Source organism: Aciduliprofundum boonei T469 (assembly GCF_000025665.1).
GTDB classification, from domain to species: domain Archaea; phylum Thermoplasmatota; class Thermoplasmata; order Thermoplasmatales; family Aciduliprofundaceae; genus Aciduliprofundum; species Aciduliprofundum boonei.
The window spans coordinates 1,140,651-1,160,419 of record NC_013926.1 but is presented as its reverse complement, the minus strand read 5'-3'; the positions used below and the strand labels follow the sequence as shown (position 1 = coordinate 1,160,419).

Sequence of the window (19,769 nt, the reverse complement as noted above, 5' to 3'; positions counted from 1 at the left end):
TCAGGGCATTCTATTTTTTAAATCTCTATATGCTTTTTCTCTCCTTTTTACCTCTAAAATTGTAACTTTCTTGAGATCATCATTAACAAGATAGATTACCCTATAATCTCCTATTCTCACCCTATAAACATCTTTCAATCCTTTAATCTTCTTAAGGTCATACTCTTTAAAAGGATACGGAGCGTATTGCAGATTGATAATTAAATTCAAAACCTTCTCTTATATCTTCCGGCAAGTACTTTATCTCTTTCTGGGCTTTGCGATGTATCTCAACTCTGTACATTTAAATCACGGAGAAACTCTTCCAAGCTCACTGTGTCTCCATTCTTTGCCTCTTTTATCCTCTCTTCAAGCTCTTTTCTCTCCTCTTCCGATATTTCTTCCTCACCAATTAGCATAGTCTCCAATCTCTCTAGCATCTTCTTTATGTCTTGTATCTCCCCCTCAAGTCGTTCTAAAATCTCTACAGTGCCATTCGTTGCCATCACCTTTACTATCACCTTATTGTATTTTAATCTTTTCTAAGGGATTTTTACAAATTTTTTGATTTGAGAGCGTTTTTCACCTTTACAGGTGTAATTATACCACCCTCAAGGAGAAACTTCAATATCGGGCAAATTTTCCTTCAAAGAGGACAAAATATGGATGTTTTTGAAAGCTCTTAGACCTAACTTATCATGTTACTCAAGAAGCCACTTCCACAGTGGAACATACTCTATTTTCTTTCCCTCTACTTCCTCTTGGCCCTCATGGTCCCATGTGATTATTTTTAAATCATTGCATTTCAGCTCTTTGGAAGCTCTTATCAAGGCGTCTATCTCTCTGTTTTTGGTGTTTATATCGCTAACATCGTAACAAACTTGTATTAATTCTTTAACTCTTTGCCCCTCGTAGACAACGAAGTCCACCTCTTTGTTTCCCGCCATATAGTAGGCAAATTCTTGTGTGGGATTGTAGTAGTATTTTCTACGCATCAGCTCCACTGCAACTATATTCTCTATCCTCCTTCCCATATCTTTCATTCCATAGAGTGTGGGAAATCCATTGTCCACCACATATAATTTGGGCATGCTCCTCATAGATTCAATCTCGCTGTAGCTAAATTTTCTCACTGGAATAACAAACCCAATGTCATCAAGGTACGAGAAATACTCATAGATCTTGTTCTTGCTAAGCTCATTTCCAGACCCAAGGCTATTGTAGAGTTTCTTAACAGATATTCTGTTTCCAAAATTCTTCACTGTGGCTTTTATCAATGCCTTCATCACACCAATTTTCTTTATTCCGTATCTCTCTACCAAGTCCTTGTAAACTATCAAATCTAGATATTCTTGGAGAGTTCTTATCTTCAGTATCTCTTCGTAATTTACAATCTCTGGAAATCCTCCAAAGTTGGTGTACTCATCTAGATACTTCTTTATCATTCCCCTATCATCTTCTATCAAAGGTTCTCTGAGCTTAAACTCCTTGAACTTTAAGAACTCTTTGAACGATAAAGGAAAAAGATGATAACTCAAGCTTCTCCCTCTAAGAGTCGTTGCAATTTCCTTGCTTAGAAGTTTGGAAGATGAGCCTGTGATGAAGAGCCTTGCATTTCTTCTCTCCAAAAGCCTGCGCACGAATTTCTCCCAACCTTTTACATTCTGTATTTCATCCAAGAAAAGATACATGCTCTTTGCATCAGGATTGTATTTTCTATATATTTCCACAATTTGAGATAAATCTTTGGAGTCCATATTTCCTATTCTCTCATCTTCAAAGTTTATGTAAAAGAGCCGCTCTATTCTCATTCCCCTTTCTATCAATTTTTGTATCGTTTGGTACAATAGATATGTCTTTCCCGTTCTTCGTAGTCCAACAAGAGTGATTGCTTTGTTCAAATTCAAAGGTAAATCTAAGCTCCTCTCCTTCAATTTCGGAATTCCAAAGCGATGAAACTCAGCTATGACCTCTTCCAAGAGCATTTCAACCAATTTGTTCTATACAACTAAGACATATTTAACATTTTTGTCTTACTCCGGTGGGAAATTTTTCTTTATAACTTTCTACCATTGATGAGTTAATGTATTTTCCTTCTATGAGCGATTACTAGCTATTTTCACTCATCTAAAATTTCCAAAGCATCTTCAAGCTTTACATATTGCCCTTTATTTATCTCTTCTCTACCCTCTTTTATTATTTTTAGCTCCTCCTCAGTTGGCTCTTCCTCGTCCAGCTTCTTGTACAATCTCTCTATCGTGCCCACATCTTCCATATTTACACATCTCTTGCTTATATTTTAAAGTTTTCTTACGATATAGCAGGAAGAATAATTTACAAAATCAAGAGATCATCAGTTGGCACATACGCTAGGGATATGTCCTTACCACCTTTTTTCTCTGCTTTCATATATACTTCCTCAGGATCTTCCCCACTGGCCACAACCTTGCCATCCACTATCGCAATCCACTTCCCAGCATATTCACTCAAATCCGCATTTATGTAGAACTCATAGTTCTTGTCCTTGATCTCCTTGCTCATTATTTATACATCTCCCCACTCTATTTTAAACTTTTCTATTTGTTATTTCCTCATGGAATATATTTTTCCCTCAATAGATTCAAAGCTAATCATAAAGATTTGTTTCTGGCGTCATTTTAAATTGTCTATGTGAGAGAATATGCAAGATTATATTGTAAAGCTTAATTTCCTTGCAATCTGTGGTTTTGAACCTCAGGTTTTCTTGACTTTCCTCCTACGAAATACTACAAGCAAGGATAGTATTGTTATTATTGCTATCCACGCACTTGAGAACTCTGGTATGGCCCCTGTTGGTGTAGCTTTTACGGTGTTGCTGGGCTGTGACTCTCCAACTGAATTTACTGCAGTGACATAGTATGAGTAATTAACTCCAGGAACTACATTAGTGTCGTTGTACCAAAGTTGAGTAGCAGGTACTGTTGCTATTAGAGTACCATTGCGATATATTTTGTATAATGTAATATTAGAACTCCCATTACATAGTGGTTGATTCCAGCTTAAATTTACATAACCATTACCTGTTTTAGCATTTAAATTAAAAGGGTGAGATGGTGTAGATTCCTCTACCGAGCATCTTAGTGGATAATAATCCTTCGCACCTGCAGAGCCGTCTATATTGTAGGGCCAGTCCACAATACCATCTCCATTTTTATCATTGCTATTATTGTTGTTTGCCCAATCTTGCCAGTAATTGCCTATACCTGATGTGGAATTCCACCAATTATCAGAGCCATCATCTCGCGCTTGAATATGCGACGAATTGTAAGTATCTCCTGAGCCGTGATTGTAATAGAATGAGTTATTGTAAATTATATTATACTCCGAGAAAGAGGCCATATACACCCCATATTTAGAGCTTTTAGAAATAGTATTATATATCAATATATTGTATTTTGAATATCTATTTAAAAATACGCCATATTTTTCATAATAAATGGTATTATTTTCTATTGAATTTTTTTGTGAATAATATACATAAATTCCATCTTCATTATAATTTCCAACAATATGATTATTTTTAACTAAATTATTACTAGAGAAAACTATTTCAATTCCACTCTCACAATCATAAAATGTATTGTTTACTGCAATACTTTTTTCAGTATCAAAAAAGTACACTCCAATCTGCTTATTTTTAAAAGTGCTGTTTTTTATCAAAATTTTTGAAGATCCCATAGTTACTACACCGTCTATACCACCTTCACAATGTGTGTTGTCGACTGTTATATTATTTGAACCCTGAATACTGATACCTTCTACGGTTGAATTTATTATTGTAACATTAGATGAGTAGGCTATTTGAATACCATAGTTTAGGCCTAGTAAGGTTGTATTTTCTATTTTTAAATTACTAACATTTCCTAAAATAATTTCACCAATATTTGGTGGAGCTGTAAAATTGTGATTACTATTTATATAGTAAAATACGGATTTGCCATTTATTGTATTATTGATAGGAATTTTCTGTGTTATATATGTATTAAATCCCCCATATAAAAAGATTCCGTTGTTAGTCATATTATTATGATATAAGCTATTTTTACCTGAAGATAAAATAGATATGCCTGATTCTCCATTATTTTTAATAATGTTACTTTTTATTATATTTTCATAAGAGTAATACAATGTAATTCCATTCCAATTATTATAAACTATATTGTTGAAAACTAGGGAATAGAGGGAGTATTGTAAGAATATACCATCGCCACCTCTTAGAAGTGTATGATTTCCGTTATTATGAAAGATGTTGTTGTATATTTTGGCATACCATACATTATAAAGCCAAACTCCTTCACCGTATGGGGTGGGCCAAGAGTAATAAGCACTGCTATGATATATTTCACAGTCAGTTACAATAAAATGAACTCTAGTATTGCGGATATAAATACCAAAGCTTATATTACTAGCATCTATTTTATGACCAGATATAATGTATGGGTTATCTTCAGAACCATTTCCAGGCCAGCCAAAAATTTTTGCTTGATATTTAAAATCTGAATCTCCATCGATGTATATTATATTTGAAAGGTAGATCTCTTTTATATTTAACATATATGATTTGGATGTATCATTTTGTGAAATAACTTTTATTTTTATTGTTGTCTTGTCACCTAACTTAACATTGTTTGGCGGTGTTATATTCAGCTCAATATTCTGAATTTCATTAGAACGTAAGACTATTTTTTTATAAGAGGGATGAACAGACCATCCATTTGTCGCTTCAGCATAAAAAAGTAAAGCATCTGTGGAATTACCTGCATTACCTAAAATAACATCAGTCACATTTAAATGATAGTATTTATGAAAAATAGTATGTATAGGATTTATATATATGTAAGGAAAGTATTCACTAGGCATGAATTCAGCGGATTTTATTATTAAAGGAGTGATGGCAGGAACATCTCGAGATTCTGTGGAGTTTTGCCACAAGTATTTATATCCGTATGGATAGTAGTCTATCTTGAAAGAGTCCACTGTGCTAGAGCCGCTGCTGCTCGATCCGATCTTTAGGTAGAACTTATCCTTATAGCTCGAATTTACCCATTCATTGTAGAACTCAGTAATATCAAGAGCCATAAAACTTGGAAAATAGTGATTTCCTCCATTCCAGATTGGAGTTCTATATAAACTTGAGTTTTCAGAGCCTATTGTTATGTTTACAGGTGCATCTCTCGGTCCAGGATTGCTAAAATGCCAAATGGCAAGTAGCTTTGGATTATATGGATGTTGAGAGAGTGGAACTAGAACACGAGCATAGGGCCAACCCTGAGATATTTTTTCCTCCAAGGCTTTGTATGTAATCCAGTAAAATCCATGATCTCCCCAGTCTGTACCCCATGAATTTACAACTCTAAACGCTCCAACATCTCCATCATCTGTTATGTTATCATCATATCCCACGATTGTTTGAGCATGATTAGGAGAGTTAGAATTGTATTCCTGCGAAGAAATTATGTAGTTTCCATCTGCAAAGCCATTACCAAATTGAGAGGCATCTATACCGAATGTAACCAAATAACCTTCTTGCAATAGCTCTTTTATAGTTGCAATTCCACTATCGTTTCCAAAATAAACAAGGTAATAATTCCCAATTCTATGCTTGGGTGCATCTCTCCAAGCATTCTCATCTCCCCAAGAGACATAATCTGAAGGATTATAAGTCATGTTGGCCAGAGTGGCATCTCCAACACTCTCAATCACCTCAATATTACCTTCAAAAGTACTCCCTCCATCCTCTCCAAAATTTGCCTTGTTGTAAGTCCAAGAAGGGCTCATAAGGTGACCGAGAGAGTCATCTGTCCAGTTGTAAATCATTCTCTGCAAAAACCCGTTTTGATAGTAGCTTACAGCCCAAGCTGTACAAGATCCTTGCCATTCTTGATCTCCCACCGGTGGAAAATGCGGATCTAAGTCCCACCTTACACTGCTTGGCTCTCTTACCTTTGTATTCAAACCGATTATCATCTTGTGTCCAATCAAATTCTCAAGCTCTTTTCTATCGGGTAAGATCAATCCTGTAGCATGTCCATCTATCATGGGCGTGGCATTATTATTAAAATCTATGCGGGTATTCATATACGATAGATGTTCCATACGAACTGCAGAATTTTCCATATTATATTCAGGTAAGTTATGGTATGATTTTCCACCATCACTTTCATTTAATCTCCCAATTATCTTTTCTCTCAGCTCTAACATTTTATTTATATCTCCTTGGCTAATTTTCTTGAATTTGAAATCAGAGAAGGATGTATCAAGTATATGCGCCTTCACAACATTTGCTTCATTAGAAGTTAAAGATGTTTTATGAGTACTAACTCCCGTGGCATTCATAACAACTCCAAGCCCACTGAAAATCATTAAAAGAACCAAGGAAATCACCAATACCTTCACAAATCCACTACTCTTCGTTTCCACCACCTTCTATGCAACGGCAAAAGATATGCAACTTATATTATAAATACTTTACGAAATAAGCTATTATAAAATTTATTTTAACTTTAATTACGTTTGTAATATTACATCTCAACATACCTTCTTTCCACATCTCTTTAAAGATTTCATTTTACTAACTTCATTACATTTAGCTCCACTAAGTTTAGAAGAAAATGCCACATCGCAGAGAACAAACATAGAACTAATTTCTCTAGCAATCCCAAATTTTAAACCTCCCCCGCCAGAATTAATAATTTCTTTTTTAATAAACGGAGATATTATAGGTGAGATACCATCTCTCCCCTTATTATTTTATTTTTGGAGTTAATTAATTAATCAATCAATTAATAAATTGTAAGTTGAAGTATTATAATACATACTTTCCTTGCAATTCTGAAAAAGAGGCTTTATATACTATTGACTTAGCACATCATTTCCCGAAATATACTCGTAGGGATATACAAACAATGTACATCCAGAAGACACCGTGTAAATCTAATCCTGCTAGCAATTCAACGCAATTCTGTGGAGTTCCCTTATAAAATATTTATTATTTATAGCAAGATAAGCGAGCTCCACCAAAATGAAGTGCCTTGTAAGGAGAAGCAGAAAAGAACGAAGAATTTTCAACATCCCAAAAGTGTATTTCAGGGAGGAGAAATTCCACCAAACAGTGGAGAAATTGAAAGGAAATAATGTTGTAGAAGGGTTTTCCAGAATTCCACTAAAAATTTGGCAAATTTTCCACTTCAAAAATGCAAATTGCAAAGAGAATGTGTTCTATACAGCAAAAATTGAACTCCGCTCCCATAGACAATTTTATATAGAGGTTCTAAAGAGAGAAAAAGCGGTGATAAAAATGGCGGGAAGTATGCCAGAGATACGGGTAAAGGTAAGCAGTGAGTTGAAGGAAGATATAGAGTCCATAGCAAGAATGAGAGGCAAGAATTTATCCTCTATCGTGAGAGAAGCTCTGAAGCTCTATGTCCGAGAGAAGTACTACAGGAAAACGAATGAGATTCTCAACATAGAGGACAGAGTTGGGATGGCAGTGGCAACGGAGCTTTATCCAGAGTTGGAGGAGATAAAGAACAGGCTGGACATGATTGCAGATGCTGTCCAGACACAGAGCTCACAGGTTGAAGAATCTCCAGCTAAAGAAGATAAGGAGGAGAAGATAGATTTTCCAAAGGTACCGGGACTGCACTACAAGGTGGATGGAAACAATGTGATTTACGAGGATGGTTCTATCTACAATCTGTATTTGGGTGCTTGGCTGGTGACGAAGGAAGAAGTTGCGAAGTGGAAAAGGAAGATGGAGAGGGAAAAGAACCTGCTATGGTGAAAGCTCTACGGTCAAACTCAGTTTCCTGGAGAGATTTATCTTTAGTTTCGTTTATTTTAAACGATACTAAAACTGCCCGTTTATTTATATACCCCATAGCTTTGAAAAGGCATTTATGGGCTCTAATAGTGTCGTTTTAGGCCAAAACGAAATCATTTATCCATTTATTCATTTATCTTGCTATTGCGGAAATATTTACAAATTAACGAAGGTTTTACTTTAAAGCTTTCTATTTATTCTCAAACTTCGTAGCAAAATTGCCTAACACAAAATCACAACCCTTAAATATTTGTGAACCATGATTCATGAATATGGGTTCAAGAATAGTGGTTAACAGAAGTGAGGCGGAGGAGATAAAAAGCATGGGTGGCTGGATTCTGCTCTTTGGCAGGAGGAAAGTTGGAAAAACATTTCTCATAAAGAATTTTCTAAATTATGACATTTATTTTTTCATTCGGAGAGATGGCAGGATTAGAATGGAAAATGGGAATGAAAAAATAGATACGGGGGGCATGATTGAAAAGGTTAAGAGGGGCCTTGTGGATGGAAAAACTGTGGTAATTGACGAGTTTCAGAGATTGCCCGAGGAAGTATGGGACGATATTGCAAGTGTGCATCCTTCTGGCAGGCTTATACTCTCCGGCTCAAGCATGAGCGTTGTATCAAAGCTTCTATCCAAGAACTCACCATTTTTGGGAATAATATATCCCTATCGCCTTGGATTAATAAGAGCAAAAGATATTCTTAATTCTCTTCTTTCTTATCTCTCTCCAGAGAAGGCTATTGAAGTTGCCCCCTATCTCCGTGATCCCTGGACAATTCCTCTTTTTACCTCACCTGAAAAATTCTTTCCCTCGCTACTTAACATTCTGCCGTACGCAATTCCAGCACTCATAGGAGAAATATTCACTGAGGAGGAGAGAGAGTTAACGAAGACATATTACTCTATAATTTCTCTGATAGGAGAAGGTTATTTAGATTATCGTGAAATTGCTTCCATATTATATTCACGAAAAATAATCAAATCCCCGGCGAGCTCTTCAGTACTTCCCTACATAAAGAACCTCAGAGATATGGGAATCTTGAGGGAGATAAAAAGGTACGGAAAGAAGAGGTATGTTTACGAGATAGATTCAGAACCAGCCAAGATGTTTTACTACTTAGATTCTAGATACGACTTATCCCGTGAAATCACTTACGATGAAGTAAAACCAACACTGGAGAAGCTTCACAACCTAGCTATAGAGAGATTCGTTGCAGATCTTTTTGCAGAGCTCTACGGAGGTAGAGTTGAATACCTCAAGGAAGCAAACAGGGAAATAGATATGCTGATAACTAAAAGGAACAAGCCCATAATAGTTGGAGAGGTTAAGTGGGGAAAAGCAACAAAAAAGGACATAGAAAGCTTTGAGAAGAAAACCGAGAATTTTTACTGCAGAAAGATATTCTTTACTCGCAGAAAAATTAAGGGTATGAGAAATGTTGAAATTCTTACTCCAGAAGATCTATTGCAGATTGGAATAAAAAGGAGAACGTAAGAGAGAGAATAAGAGTAATAGTAAAAGAAGTGCTTTTAGAAAAATCAAATATGAAAATAGATTATAGAAAGATAAATGCAATTGCTAATGAAGTTCTTGCAGAAGCAGAAAGACTATATGCTGTTGCATAGATTATATTTGGCTCCTACACCATCACCACAACCTTCAACTCATTATCCTCTAACTCCCTATATGTTGAATAGTGCCTTTTCACAATGCCTGCTATCATCAGCTTCTCCCTCTTTGTTAATCTCTCTCCCTTAACCGCCTCTGCTATCTTGTAAATGTCCTCAAGCTTTACATCCTCTCTCAGAGTTATATCATTCGTGATCCTCATAGCCTCCTCTATAATTCTCTTTATCTGAAATCTCTTTAGCTCATGCATAACCCTCAACCTCTCCTCCAGAAAACATTCCGTTCTGGGCATTTTTTAATATATCTATAAATTGACGCATAACATTGCTTATCTCCCTCGCAGATTCCCGTATGGCACTTACCGCTTGAGAATTCAATAATACTTGGGCCATGACCTCTTCCCTCGTATTTTTGAGTAATTCTTTTAACTCTTCTGAGGTCCTATCTAAATCAACTATTATATCGGCCAGATAAGCGCTCTGAGATACCTTGCTCATTATCTCCTGCCTAAAAATCTCATCCGCAACCTCAACTTTTTCCGCATCTCCTTGAAATCCTATGTCCCCATTAAACTCTGAATAATCTATCTGGGCTCCAAACCTCTCTGACTTGTAAAGCTTGACTAAATCTCCTAGCGCATACTCCTTATGCTTCATAGCTCCCTTTAGCTTTGCACTGGCAGCTGCCTCTTCTCCAAAAACTTCCCTTACCTCTTCTAGCCATTGTGAATCTTTTGGAATTATCATGACATACCCATTCTTCGTTATTATGGCATTGATATGCTTTCCTTTGAAGCGCATCTTTCCAGAAGGATCTCTAGGATTTATCACCTTAAGATTGTACTTCTCTTCTACGATCTCTTTTCTGAACTTGCTTATCTTTATATCCACTCTTGGGGCATGCTCGCTGACACGAACGGATAATATTTCTGAAACGGATGGTTGGGTACCCTTGTATTTGGGGAATTTGTAATTTTCACCATTTTTTGGTATGCTATGGGTACTCGCACCTCCAATCTCAAAATCTGAAACGCTAAAGAAATCTCTCACCTTATTCATATTCACATAGTACCTTTTGAATCTGAAACTTAGAAAACCACGGAGTTTCAACCTATGTAATATCACTCTATAAGTGCTTCTATTGAGATGGAAACAATACTTGGACTGCAAAGATTGATAAAACTTGTTAGAATCAAAAAATTCTATGTTGTTGTTCATCAATATGGCCAGAAATCTCTTCATTAGCTTACTTCTTATGCCGTTTCGTTTCAATTTTACTGTATTTGAAACATATCTGCTTGGAAAATCAGAAATATATTGCATTTTCTGACTGTCGCCCTCTACCTTTAAATTGTCTCCATATGTCGCCTTGCTTGAAACAACCTGTCGCCCTTGTGAGGAAAAAATATATTTGCCTCCAGCACGCTCTAATGTTCCCCTGTAATAAAGCCTAGAGAGAATCTTGCTCACTGACTTGTATGTTGTTTTAATCCCTTTACTTTGAAGTATGTAAAAAGCTTCTTTTGGTGTAAGTGCAACACCATTACGAAACACTTCAATCAAGGAATTTGTCACTGTACTCATAGTTCATCTTCCAGTGCTACTTCATCCTTTTCCAACATCCCTATGTAGTACATCATGCAGATGCTGATTCCTCCGCTCTGGGCTGTGTATCTATTGGTATCAACGGATTATCTTCCTTATCCCACACTTGATAGCTCACTGGCCTAGCATTTGGCTCTCCTTTAAGTTCGTACCTCGTTAGTATGTAAAGAGAGCCATACTCCCCTATAAGCTCTTTCTCTATTTCCGTTATTCCACTCTCCGTTAAATCTCCCGTGCTCCACAAAATCTCCAACTTATATGGCCTCTTCATTCATACCACCTCCTTTTTCGATACAGACGCCAATCGGCGGCGCATGATCTCTGCATTTTTGAGGGGGTAACCGAAAACTTTATAGCACGCCAAACGGCGTCCAAATTCAAACAGAACCCGTAAAACACTAGCTCTAAAAAATTATTGATGGGTGCAGATAAATTCAAAGCAGCGCCGCCGGCAGGATTCGAACCTGCGACCTGCCGGTTAACAGCCGGCCGCTCCAGCCAACTAAGCTACGGCGGCACAATCTGGTGTAATAGAAAGGAATATTTAAATTTTCACTTCCAATAGGGCTCGCGCCGCATAATGGCTTCTATAAACAAATCCTTTAGCTCTTTCTCCGTAGCTCCACTACGGAGAGGAGTAAGAATATCAACTAAATTATCATCCCGAAGCAAACAGGGTTTTAACTTACCATCACTAGTAAGACGAATTCTTGTGCAGTACATACAAAATTCACTGTTATGCATAGGTCTAACAATCTCAACTTCAGCTTTCTTCCCCTCGAAATTGAATACAAACCGCCTTCTCCTGTGCAGCTCATTGTACTTTACTTGCTCTGCAATTTTTTCCAAGTGCTCTTCTATAAACTTTGGATTTACATGATATTTTTTGAAAAATCCAGTTTGCTCTTTTTCTACAGGCGCCTCAAGCTCAATTATCTGTAGAATTGCCCCAGTATCAGCTGCAAAGCGAATCATATCCTCAATTTCATCCTCATTTATTCCCCTTAGGAGCACCATATTGAGTTTTACTGGATTTAATCCAGCATCTACTGCAGCATAAATTCCGTCAATTGCATCATTCAGCATATCCTTTCTCGTTATTCTCCTATATTTCTCAGGATCAAGAGTATCTAAACTCACATTAACTCTATCCAATCCCACTTCTTTCAACTCATAAGCATATTTGGAAAGCAAAGTTCCATTCGTTGTAAGAGAAACATCCCTATCCATCAAAGGTGCACTCTTAAGCACTATTTCCACTATATCATTCCTACACAAAGGTTCTCCTCCCGTGAATTTTACTTTCCTTATATCTAGCTCTCTCGCAATTTTCAAAATTCTCTCAATTTCATCAGGGGTCATCTCACTATGATGCCTATGCCACTCTCCCTCTCTGTGGCAGTAAAAGCAGTTGAGATTGCATCTTTCTGTAACAGAAACACGAATGCTCTTCACAGGCCTTCCAAACTTATCCTTCACGATATACCTTAATGAGCATAACGATATAAAGATTTTGAAAAAATAAAGAAAAAAGTTATTCTTTTTTCAAATGCACATCCATCTGGGGGAACGGTATCTCAATTTTCTTCTTTCCGTAAGTTTCGTATATTTGCTTTGTAAGATCTCCTTTCACAGTCCAGTAATCATCTGTTTTGGTCCATGCACGCAGTTGTAGATTTATGGATGAATCTGCAAGCTCGGTTATTGCCACAGATGGCTCTGGATCATCCAGTACTAACTCATGCTTCTTCATCATATCCATTGCTATTTTCACTGCTTTATCTAAATTCGTGCCATATGCCACTCCAACATTTACATCCACCCGTCTTATGTTCATCCGTGTATAGTTTATCATTGGGCTGCCCCATATTATTTTGTTTGGTATAGTAATCACGACATTATCAGGTGTGAGCATCTTTGTAGACATTATTCCTATTCCCACTATTTTTCCTGTTAATCCCTGAGCACTAACAACTTCCCCTTTATCAAAGGGCCTAGTAAGGGCAATCCAGAAACCGCTGGCCATATTTGTTATTGTATCCTGCAAGCCAAAGCCTAACATCAAACCCAAGATTGCTGAAAGTCCTATTACTATGGCACTCATGTCATAGCCAAGCGCTGTGAGGGAGAGTAAGAACACCAAAATGTATAAAAATATGGCAGTTACTCTTACCATAAATTCAATGAGTATCTCAGGTAATTTTGTCTTCTTCATACTCTTTCTCATCAATGGAACTATGAGGTATTTTACTAGTACAAAACCCACCACTATAATTACTGCGAACCAGATTATCTGTATCACAGAGAATCCTATATACGGCAATGGTGCACCTATATCAAATCCCATGTTTAGCCACCTCTCAAAATATAAGAGATTGAAACTATTTAACTTTTTGGTGATAATTATTTAATCCACTCTTTCATACTCCCCTCCATGGGCTACATCCATGTTTATACTGGCAATGGAAAGGGGAAAACCACTGCAGCATTTGGCCTTGCAATGCGTGCAGCAGGCAGAGGAAAAAAGGTGATTATAATTCAATTTATGAAGCCAGATAAAGGGTATGGCGAGCAGGTCTCTGCTAGAAAATTAGGTATTGAAGTGTATCCCTTTGGCACAAATAGATTTGTAAGCAAGAAAAATCCTAAAAAGGAAGATATCGAGAGAGCAAACAAAGCTCTGGAATTCGCCAAAGAAAAACTAAAAGAAATGTATGATATGATGGTACTTGATGAAATAAATGTGGCTTTAGATTTCAATTTGATAAAGTTAGAAGATGTTCTCTCCCTGATGGATTCAATTCCAGAAAAAACCGAGTTGATACTTACGGGAAGATATGCAAAAAATGAAATAATAGAAAGAGCTCATCTTGTGACAGAGATGAAAGAGATAAAGCATTATTACCAGATAGGTATTATGGCAAGGGAAGGAATAGAATACTGAGGTGATAAAATGAAGGAGATATTGCAAGAATTGGTAGATAAGTTCAACGCAAAGGATGATCCAAGAAAGGAGAAAATAAAAGATTTGAGGAGAACCATAGTTATTAGATTCACGGATGATGGCACTTACAACTTCAAGCTCGAAGATGCAAAGTTATCTGATGTGGAAGAAGGTGAGATTCAAGCAGATATACTGGTAGAGACCACAACTCAGATATTTAAAGACATACTGGATAAGAAAGAAGATGCTCTTACGGCATATCTAACGAAGAAGATAAAAATAAAGGCAAAATTGATGGATAAACTACTGCTGTCGGATTTATTAAAGTAAGACAAAAAACCCGAAAAGTATGCCAAAGAGCAAAACTTGTTATACAAAACGGCATATTTTGTCATATCTCGTCATACATTTTTAATATGATTTATTTGATAATTTGTTCTATGCAAGCGTTTAAAAATTAATTTTGTCATAAAAATAAAATTTTTTTATGTTAAAATCAAAAACTTTATATATGTTTAAGTACATATCTTCCTTACCCAGTGGGCAAAGGGTGAATATATGAATGGTACCAGACTGACTATTAGGCTGTCAGACGTGGAGCTTGATGAGATTGATGATTTTCTAGCTAGACATCCAGAGTACAGAAATCGCTCTGAGTTCATAAGAAATGCCTTGATGTCCTACATAAAAATGGCAGATAGGGGATTATTGAAGGACTCTGGGCTAAAGGTGGAGATGGAAGACAGGATCTTGAGTGTACTTGAGGACTATGTAGATTACAAATATTTCAAGGATATGGGGGATTTAATAACTTATGTGCTTAGGATTCTGGTATCCAACGGGGAGCTTGCCAGAATTTTAAAATCATACACCCGGGGGCTATCATCTTTAAGATTAAGTGAGGGTGAGAAGGAGAAGAACCCTTTGCCTTATAAATGAGAATGCCAGAAGGTGATGGAATGCGCGATATTGATGAAGTTAGAAAGAATATAGAAGAGCTGTTAATCGAAGAATTTAGCATAAGACCGGATGTTCGACTGTTTGCCTTCGGTGGAGGTGCTGGGAGAATAGCATCTTTCATAGCCAATAAAAAAATTGAAGGACTCAGGGTCATAGCTATAAACACAGATGAGAAAGGATTAGAAAGCATAGATGCGGATAAAAAGATGCACATGGGTAAGGATGTTCTTGGCGAGCATAGGGATACCAATGGGGAAAGGAAAGTGGCAGAATACATAATGAGCAGAAACAAGGCATGGATATTGGAGGAAGCAAATAATGCTGATGTGATTGTACTTCTTGCTGCTCTTGGAGGTGGTACTGGTACAGGTGGAATTTTAGAAACGGCAAAGATAATTAACGAGAGATTTGACAAGCCAATCGTAGCAATAATGATACTTCCATTTAGCATTGAGGGAAAGAGAAGAGAAATTGCAATAGAGACCGTGAATAAAGTAAAAGCCCTTGTGACAAAATCAATAGTGCTTGATAGTGATATACTCCTGCAGAAACCAAGTGTAAAAATATCTGAAGCATATAAAATAATGTACGATGAGATTTCAAATTTTGTGGAAAGAATAACTAATGTAACGAGAAGAGAGATAGAGAAAAAATTCAGGGAGATGTATCTAAGAGAGGTAGATACTATAGTAGAGGAAGTTTATGCAAACATGCTCATTGCTGCCTAATTATATCTTTATACTTTTTTGTTTTTGATAATTACCTGACCTTTCAGCATATGTTTTGTGGGCAGGAGATTTTAGGTCGAAGAAGCTTATTTGTGCAAACTTATCTCCTATTTTTATAACTATTTCCTCTGTAGCAAAGGCACCCATTGTTAGTATTCCTTCAAATCCTGCATCAACAACTCCAAAGGATGCTAAAACACCCCTTCTAGCCCACCTGCTCTTTATCCATATTTGCGCTGCATGATTTTCATCTAATTTTATATACTCTTTACTCCCCACCAGGAATCTTGTTAAAGATGGGATTTTTATCTCTCCTTCCTTTATATGCAAATTCTTGCTCGGAATCATTATTTCTCCAATCGTTAGATCATACCCGTTTGGAGTCATATTTTCTTCTCTAAAACCTTTTATGTCAATCTCTCCTTTTTTCATTGCCGTGGCTATATCTCTGTCAGAAAGCATAATGTTAAATGGAACAATGGCATAAAAACATTTGTTAAAAAGAAGTTGTATCTCAGTGTTTCTTTTCGAGATGAAGCCCCTTTCTTTCTAAGAACCTCCAGCGGGTTCTTATCATCTCCAGCAACCTAAGAATGAGTTTCTTTTGGGATGAAGCACTTTTTCTTTCTAAGAAAGGGGCTTCTTAGTGCTCCGGCCGGGATTTGAACCCGGGTCGAGGGGTTGAGAGCCCCTAATGCTTGGCCGTGCTACACCACCGGAGCATCATATTTGTCTGTTGCAAAGGCGTATAAGCATGGTGGATATAAAATTTTTTATTCTTGGAAATTTTACACCTTTTGCAATGTGCGGAGGTGAACGGAATGCTTACAAAGAGAATTTATGACGAGCTTGAATTGTTATCTAGACATATAAGGGTATTAGAGGTTGTTATGAAAAAGCAACCTGTAGGTATAATAAGAATGTCCCAAATTTTGGGTCTTGAGGAGCATGAAGTAAGACGCTCTTTAGCTGTTTTAGAGAATAATGGATTTATAAGACCTACACCTAATGGGGCTGTGATAGAGGGAAATATTAAAGACGATTTACTAGAACTTGCTGAGCAATTTGGGGAAATAGAAAATATAGTTAAAATACTGAGAAAGAAAGTTTTAACTCTTGTGGTTTAAATGGGAAAACCTGTTTATCTTGGAAAAATCAAGTTTTACTGGTGTGATAAATGTAATGTTCCAATTCTTACAAAGCATTGCAGCAAATGTGGGAAAGAGGGTAGGAAAGTTTCTATAACTCCACCAGGGGAGGTTAGAATTGGATTTGAGGGAGATTTGGAGATTTTAAATGATGCATTAAAAAGGGCATTTGGTTGCAAACTTGAAAATTTTTTTGTGCTCTTCAATAGAGTTCCACATTACGACAGAATGGATGAAATTATAATTGATGGAAAGGTAATAGGAAACTTGAGATATGATATAGAGGAAAAAAAATTTAAAATTGCACTTAGAATGGATGGGGCTTATCTATTGAACAGTTGCATGTCCAAGGGATGGATTGAAATCGATGATGGCGCTATAGAACCTATTTTGAGTGGAAAGAATTTAATGGCCCCGGGAGTGAAAGATTGCGCAGAGGGCATAAAGAACGGGGATGAAGTAATAATACGGGACTCTGCTGGTAGGGCTTTAGCTGTTGGTATAGCGAGAATGGATTCGGAAGATATGTGCAAATCTACCCATGGGATGGCTGTTAAGATTAGGCACAGTGGCTATGGAAACTGGGAAAAAAGAAAGCAAGCAGAATTGGATGATGTTATAGAAGCTAACATACAGCATCTGGAAAATATAGAAAATAGGGCTGTAAAATTCATTAGAGAAACAAAAATGAGATACGATTTACCTTTAGCTGTTTCATTTAGTGGTGGAAAAGATTCTCTAGCGGTTCTTCTCCTTGCTTTGAAAAGTGGCATGGATTTTCATACATTCTTTTTGAATACTGGCATAGAGCTTCCAGAGACTGTTGAATATGTAAATGAAATTGAGAAAAAATACGGGATAAAAATGGATAGAATAGATGCAGGAAATGCGTTTTGGGGATCTTTAGAGCATTTTGGTCCTCCTGGACGAGATTATAGATGGTGCTGCAAAGTAACTAAACTTGGCCCAACAACCAAGTATATACTTGAAAATTATCCATCTGGATTACTCACACTCATAGGACAGAGAAGATATGAAAGTATGGAGAGAATGAGAAAGGGAAATATTTGGAGAAACGAATGGGTGCCAAATCAATTATCTGCAAGTCCCATTCAAAACTGGAGTTCATTAGAAGTTTGGCTTTATATACTCTGGAAGAGGGCACCGATAAATGTATGGTATAAGAGAGGGTTGACAAGAATTGGATGCTATTTGTGTCCATCTTCAGATCTTGCAGATTTTGAAATTGTGGGAAAATACTTTGATGGCATAGATGGATGGTTCTCGTATTTAAAAGATTATGCGAAAGAAAATGGGATCTCTGAAAAATGGGTTCAATCTTCTTGGCGCTGGAAAAACCCACCGCGGTGGGCAGGAGGCATAAAGGTAGAGAGAGATAAACTTCATGTGGAATTTGTGGGCGATGAGTGGAAAGAGGTAAGGTTTGATAGAGAAATTGATGAAGAAAGAATGCTCAATATTCTCTATGCCTTACCTGAAGGTTCTTTTAGGTATGATAAAAAATTAGAAGTTTCTGGGAATTTTGTAAAAGAAGCAAAATCTTTAATAATACGCTCTCAGGAGTGCATTGGATGCGGTATATGTCTTGGGAGATGTCCTGTTGGGGCTTTATATCTTGAAAATGGAAAGATAGCAATAAAAGAAGAGAAATGTATACATTGCTTGGACTGCCTTGGAAAATGTCCCGCAGAGGAATTTTAGCTCTTATAATTTTATTTCTTCAACAAATTGTTTAATCGCCGGTGATTCTAGAGCCCTTGGAGTGTATCTTAGGAATACATATCCATTGCGGAAAAGTATTATGTCTATTATATCTTTTATGAAGTTCATGACATCCTTTTCCTCACCCATTGACATTATATAATCCATGCATTCTATATACACATTCTTCTTTGGGCTATCTTCTATTTTTCCTATTCCTTCAAACAAAAAGCGGTCTATATTGAACTCATTAGATATGCTTATTATTTCTGGATTTTCTTCAAATTCGAACTCTAGATGCTTCCTTGATTTTGAAGTTATTATTAGCAAATCTCTCTTTTTAATATACTTTATATTATTGACCATTATAACCCTGGGAGCCTCAATAGCTCCTTCGGTGTAGATAACATTATCAGCAAGTCCCTCTAAGCAATCTAATGAGTTTACGGCGAGAATTATTGTAGCATCATTTTTTACTGTTTTTATCTCCTCTAAAAATTCAGCAAAAAATCGCCTCCCATAATTTTTTATTATGTATTCTACACCATCCATAATTACAATTTCTCCACCATTGTCTAGAAAATTTGCTATGGAATATGTAGCCTCAAAGTGCAATCTATCTGGAACTATTGCCAGATCGTATCCATTAGAGAAATATGTAAGCCATATAATAGGTGTTCTCTCTATAGAATATCTTTCTTTAATTATTGTGGGTGGGCGAATGGTGATAACCATACCTAAATGCTCCGATATTTCTTGTCTAAATATTTTATAGGCAGCATCTATGTTGGCTATTCCATTGATCTCTCCATATCTTATTTCAGGTAAATTTTCAGATTTTTTACTTACCTCTTTATACGGAACCATAACATATATGCCGTATTTTATGATACCAACAGTGAAAAGCACACCCATTAAAGGTAGAATGTGAACAGCACTGAAAACTTCAAACTCTGGATAATACATCGGAACAATTTGTGCAAGTCCAAGGTATCCTATTACCAAGAGTGAGCCAATTACCATATAGAATGTTGCAATTTTTTCAATTTTTGTTATGGAGGTGAACATATGATAAATAGGAATTAAAGAGGCAAAAATAAGAAGTGAATAAGCCCATAGCGCATAAATGGACCATAGATGATTTCTAACTCCCCCCATTATTGGATCGCAGGAAAGAAAGTGGGGTGTG

At 36.6% G+C, this 19,769-nt stretch carries 22 protein-coding genes and 2 tRNA genes; 9 read left to right on the top strand and 15 right to left on the bottom strand.

The annotated features are described in order from the left end of the window. The 6 genes from ABOO_RS06135 to ABOO_RS06115 all read right to left on the bottom strand — a co-directional run bounded on the left by ABOO_RS06135 (window position 1) and on the right by ABOO_RS06115 (window position 6,441). Window positions 1–210, bottom strand: coding sequence for a type II toxin-antitoxin system RelE family toxin (locus ABOO_RS06135; RefSeq protein ID WP_008083756.1), 210 nt, complete (start codon window positions 208–210; stop codon window positions 1–3). Window positions 211–269: 59 nt separating this feature from the next. Beyond that, window positions 270–485 (bottom strand): hypothetical protein, encoded by a 216-nt coding sequence (locus ABOO_RS06130; RefSeq protein ID WP_008083946.1) that lies wholly within the window; start codon window positions 483–485, stop codon window positions 270–272. Window positions 486–680: 195 nt separating this feature from the next. Continuing rightward, the gene (locus ABOO_RS06125; protein WP_008083945.1) at window positions 681–1,964 is read right to left on the bottom strand and encodes an ATP-binding protein; all 1,284 of its coding nucleotides are present in this window, start codon (window positions 1,962–1,964) and stop codon (window positions 681–683) included. A 134-nt stretch (window positions 1,965–2,098) separates the two neighbouring features. After that, complete coding sequence (locus tag ABOO_RS08050) at window positions 2,099–2,254, bottom strand: hypothetical protein (protein WP_008083976.1); 156 nt, start codon at window positions 2,252–2,254, stop codon at window positions 2,099–2,101. Between the two features lie 59 nt (window positions 2,255–2,313). Further along, window positions 2,314–2,520 carry a DUF5678 domain-containing protein gene (locus ABOO_RS06120; RefSeq protein WP_008083878.1) on the bottom strand — a complete coding sequence of 69 codons (207 nt, stop codon included), beginning with the start codon at window positions 2,518–2,520 and terminating at the stop codon, window positions 2,314–2,316. 192 nt (window positions 2,521–2,712) lie between these two features. Next, window positions 2,713–6,441, bottom strand: coding sequence for a right-handed parallel beta-helix repeat-containing protein (locus ABOO_RS06115; RefSeq protein WP_008085679.1), 3,729 nt, complete (start codon window positions 6,439–6,441; stop codon window positions 2,713–2,715). A gap of 598 nt (window positions 6,442–7,039) precedes the next feature. On the opposite strand from ABOO_RS06115, the gene ABOO_RS06110 reads away from it, so the two are divergent. The 3 genes from ABOO_RS06110 (at window position 7,040) to ABOO_RS08130 (ending at window position 9,470) form a co-directional block, all read left to right on the top strand. Then, window positions 7,040–7,801: a ribbon-helix-helix domain-containing protein gene (locus tag ABOO_RS06110; protein ID WP_008083901.1), complete on the top strand. Its 762-nt coding sequence runs from the start codon at window positions 7,040–7,042 to the stop codon at window positions 7,799–7,801. 311 nt (window positions 7,802–8,112) lie between these two features. Then, entirely contained in the window at window positions 8,113–9,339 is a 1,227-nt protein-coding gene (locus ABOO_RS06105; RefSeq protein ID WP_012997366.1) for an AAA family ATPase, read from the top strand. Next, window positions 9,309–9,470, top strand: coding sequence for a type I restriction enzyme endonuclease domain-containing protein (locus ABOO_RS08130; protein ID WP_148222013.1), 162 nt, complete (start codon window positions 9,309–9,311; stop codon window positions 9,468–9,470). The genes ABOO_RS06105 and ABOO_RS08130 overlap by 31 nt, the downstream gene beginning before the upstream one ends. 14 nt (window positions 9,471–9,484) lie before the next feature. Here ABOO_RS08130 and ABOO_RS06100 read toward each other — a convergent pair whose 3' ends face one another. From ABOO_RS06100 to ABOO_RS06075, 6 genes are all read right to left on the bottom strand, one after another. Continuing rightward, window positions 9,485–9,724, bottom strand: a complete 240-nt coding sequence (locus ABOO_RS06100; protein ID WP_008085673.1) for a hypothetical protein — start codon at window positions 9,722–9,724, stop codon at window positions 9,485–9,487. Further along, window positions 9,717–11,057 carry a hypothetical protein gene (locus ABOO_RS06095; RefSeq protein WP_008085682.1) on the bottom strand — a complete coding sequence of 447 codons (1,341 nt, stop codon included), beginning with the start codon at window positions 11,055–11,057 and terminating at the stop codon, window positions 9,717–9,719. Before ABOO_RS06095 ends, ABOO_RS06100 begins: the two co-directional genes overlap by 8 nt. Window positions 11,058–11,109: 52 nt before the next feature. Continuing rightward, window positions 11,110–11,349, bottom strand: coding sequence for a hypothetical protein (locus ABOO_RS06090; protein WP_008085702.1), 240 nt, complete (start codon window positions 11,347–11,349; stop codon window positions 11,110–11,112). 172 nt (window positions 11,350–11,521) lie between these two features. After that, window positions 11,522–11,595, bottom strand: a tRNA-Asn gene (locus ABOO_RS06085). A gap of 35 nt (window positions 11,596–11,630) precedes the next feature. Next, window positions 11,631–12,560 (bottom strand): GTP 3',8-cyclase MoaA, encoded by a 930-nt coding sequence (gene moaA, locus ABOO_RS06080; protein WP_048102968.1) that lies wholly within the window; start codon window positions 12,558–12,560, stop codon window positions 11,631–11,633. Between the two features lie 52 nt (window positions 12,561–12,612). After that, window positions 12,613–13,425 carry a mechanosensitive ion channel family protein gene (locus ABOO_RS06075; RefSeq protein ID WP_008085641.1) on the bottom strand — a complete coding sequence of 271 codons (813 nt, stop codon included), beginning with the start codon at window positions 13,423–13,425 and terminating at the stop codon, window positions 12,613–12,615. Window positions 13,426–13,512: 87 nt separating this feature from the next. Here ABOO_RS06075 and cobO point away from each other — a divergent pair, with 87 nt between their 5' ends. The 4 genes from cobO to ABOO_RS06055 all read left to right on the top strand — a co-directional run bounded on the left by cobO (window position 13,513) and on the right by ABOO_RS06055 (window position 15,710). Continuing rightward, entirely contained in the window at window positions 13,513–14,022 is a 510-nt protein-coding gene (gene cobO / locus ABOO_RS06070) for a cob(I)yrinic acid a,c-diamide adenosyltransferase (protein ID WP_008085634.1), read from the top strand. 9 nt (window positions 14,023–14,031) lie between these two features. Next, window positions 14,032–14,352 (top strand): SCP2 sterol-binding domain-containing protein, encoded by a 321-nt coding sequence (locus ABOO_RS06065; RefSeq protein WP_008085627.1) that lies wholly within the window; start codon window positions 14,032–14,034, stop codon window positions 14,350–14,352. 228 nt (window positions 14,353–14,580) lie between these two features. Then, entirely contained in the window at window positions 14,581–14,961 is a 381-nt protein-coding gene (locus ABOO_RS06060) for a ribbon-helix-helix domain-containing protein (RefSeq protein ID WP_012997364.1), read from the top strand. Between the two features lie 20 nt (window positions 14,962–14,981). After that, window positions 14,982–15,710 (top strand): FtsZ/tubulin family protein, encoded by a 729-nt coding sequence (locus ABOO_RS06055; protein WP_236614195.1) that lies wholly within the window; start codon window positions 14,982–14,984, stop codon window positions 15,708–15,710. Here the strand turns inward: ABOO_RS06055 and dcd are convergent, their stop codons facing one another. Next, window positions 15,711–16,172 carry a dCTP deaminase gene (dcd, locus tag ABOO_RS06050; RefSeq protein ID WP_012997362.1) on the bottom strand — a complete coding sequence of 154 codons (462 nt, stop codon included), beginning with the start codon at window positions 16,170–16,172 and terminating at the stop codon, window positions 15,711–15,713. Window positions 16,173–16,357: 185 nt separating this feature from the next. Then, window positions 16,358–16,432: transfer RNA gene (locus ABOO_RS06045), tRNA-Glu, on the bottom strand. Between the two features lie 99 nt (window positions 16,433–16,531). On the opposite strand from ABOO_RS06045, the gene ABOO_RS06040 reads away from it, so the two are divergent. Next, the gene (locus tag ABOO_RS06040; protein WP_012997361.1) at window positions 16,532–16,837 is read left to right on the top strand and encodes a hypothetical protein; all 306 of its coding nucleotides are present in this window, start codon (window positions 16,532–16,534) and stop codon (window positions 16,835–16,837) included. Beyond that, on the top strand, window positions 16,838–18,580 hold the full coding sequence (locus tag ABOO_RS06035; RefSeq protein ID WP_008085744.1) for a phosphoadenosine phosphosulfate reductase domain-containing protein: 1,743 nt from the start codon (window positions 16,838–16,840) through the stop codon (window positions 18,578–18,580). 3 nt (window positions 18,581–18,583) lie between these two features. Here ABOO_RS06035 and ABOO_RS06030 read toward each other — a convergent pair whose 3' ends face one another. Further along, window positions 18,584–19,648, bottom strand: a complete 1,065-nt coding sequence (locus ABOO_RS06030) for a DUF835 domain-containing protein (RefSeq protein WP_236614193.1) — start codon at window positions 19,646–19,648, stop codon at window positions 18,584–18,586. Window positions 19,649–19,769 lie beyond the last annotated feature (121 nt).

What these genes read in the sequence shown, in the direction of transcription:
- dcd (WP_012997362.1), bottom strand. Translation starts at nt 16,172, where the DNA reads ATGCTTTCTGACAGAGATATAGCCACGGCAATGAAAAAAGGAGAGATT.
- ABOO_RS06095 (WP_008085682.1), bottom strand. Translation starts at nt 11,057, where the DNA reads ATGAGTACAGTGACAAATTCCTTGATTGAAGTGTTTCGTAATGGTGTT.
- ABOO_RS06030 (WP_236614193.1), bottom strand. Translation starts at nt 19,648, where the DNA reads ATGTTCACCTCCATAACAAAAATTGAAAAAATTGCAACATTCTATATG.
- ABOO_RS06130 (WP_008083946.1), bottom strand. Translation starts at nt 485, where the DNA reads ATGGCAACGAATGGCACTGTAGAGATTTTAGAACGACTTGAGGGGGAG.
- ABOO_RS06125 (WP_008083945.1), bottom strand. Translation starts at nt 1,964, where the DNA reads ATGCTCTTGGAAGAGGTCATAGCTGAGTTTCATCGCTTTGGAATTCCG.
- cobO (WP_008085634.1), top strand. Translation starts at nt 13,513, where the DNA reads ATGGGCTACATCCATGTTTATACTGGCAATGGAAAGGGGAAAACCACT.
- ABOO_RS06075 (WP_008085641.1), bottom strand. Translation starts at nt 13,425, where the DNA reads ATGGGATTTGATATAGGTGCACCATTGCCGTATATAGGATTCTCTGTG.
- ABOO_RS06055 (WP_236614195.1), top strand. Translation starts at nt 14,982, where the DNA reads ATGCGCGATATTGATGAAGTTAGAAAGAATATAGAAGAGCTGTTAATC.
- ABOO_RS06100 (WP_008085673.1), bottom strand. Translation starts at nt 9,724, where the DNA reads ATGCATGAGCTAAAGAGATTTCAGATAAAGAGAATTATAGAGGAGGCT.
- ABOO_RS06040 (WP_012997361.1), top strand. Translation starts at nt 16,532, where the DNA reads ATGCTTACAAAGAGAATTTATGACGAGCTTGAATTGTTATCTAGACAT.
- ABOO_RS06060 (WP_012997364.1), top strand. Translation starts at nt 14,581, where the DNA reads ATGAATGGTACCAGACTGACTATTAGGCTGTCAGACGTGGAGCTTGAT.
- ABOO_RS08050 (WP_008083976.1), bottom strand. Translation starts at nt 2,254, where the DNA reads ATGGAAGATGTGGGCACGATAGAGAGATTGTACAAGAAGCTGGACGAG.
- ABOO_RS06120 (WP_008083878.1), bottom strand. Translation starts at nt 2,520, where the DNA reads ATGAGCAAGGAGATCAAGGACAAGAACTATGAGTTCTACATAAATGCG.
- ABOO_RS06065 (WP_008085627.1), top strand. Translation starts at nt 14,032, where the DNA reads ATGAAGGAGATATTGCAAGAATTGGTAGATAAGTTCAACGCAAAGGAT.
- ABOO_RS06110 (WP_008083901.1), top strand. Translation starts at nt 7,040, where the DNA reads ATGAAGTGCCTTGTAAGGAGAAGCAGAAAAGAACGAAGAATTTTCAAC.
- ABOO_RS06090 (WP_008085702.1), bottom strand. Translation starts at nt 11,349, where the DNA reads ATGAAGAGGCCATATAAGTTGGAGATTTTGTGGAGCACGGGAGATTTA.
- ABOO_RS06105 (WP_012997366.1), top strand. Translation starts at nt 8,113, where the DNA reads ATGGGTTCAAGAATAGTGGTTAACAGAAGTGAGGCGGAGGAGATAAAA.
- ABOO_RS06035 (WP_008085744.1), top strand. Translation starts at nt 16,838, where the DNA reads ATGGGAAAACCTGTTTATCTTGGAAAAATCAAGTTTTACTGGTGTGAT.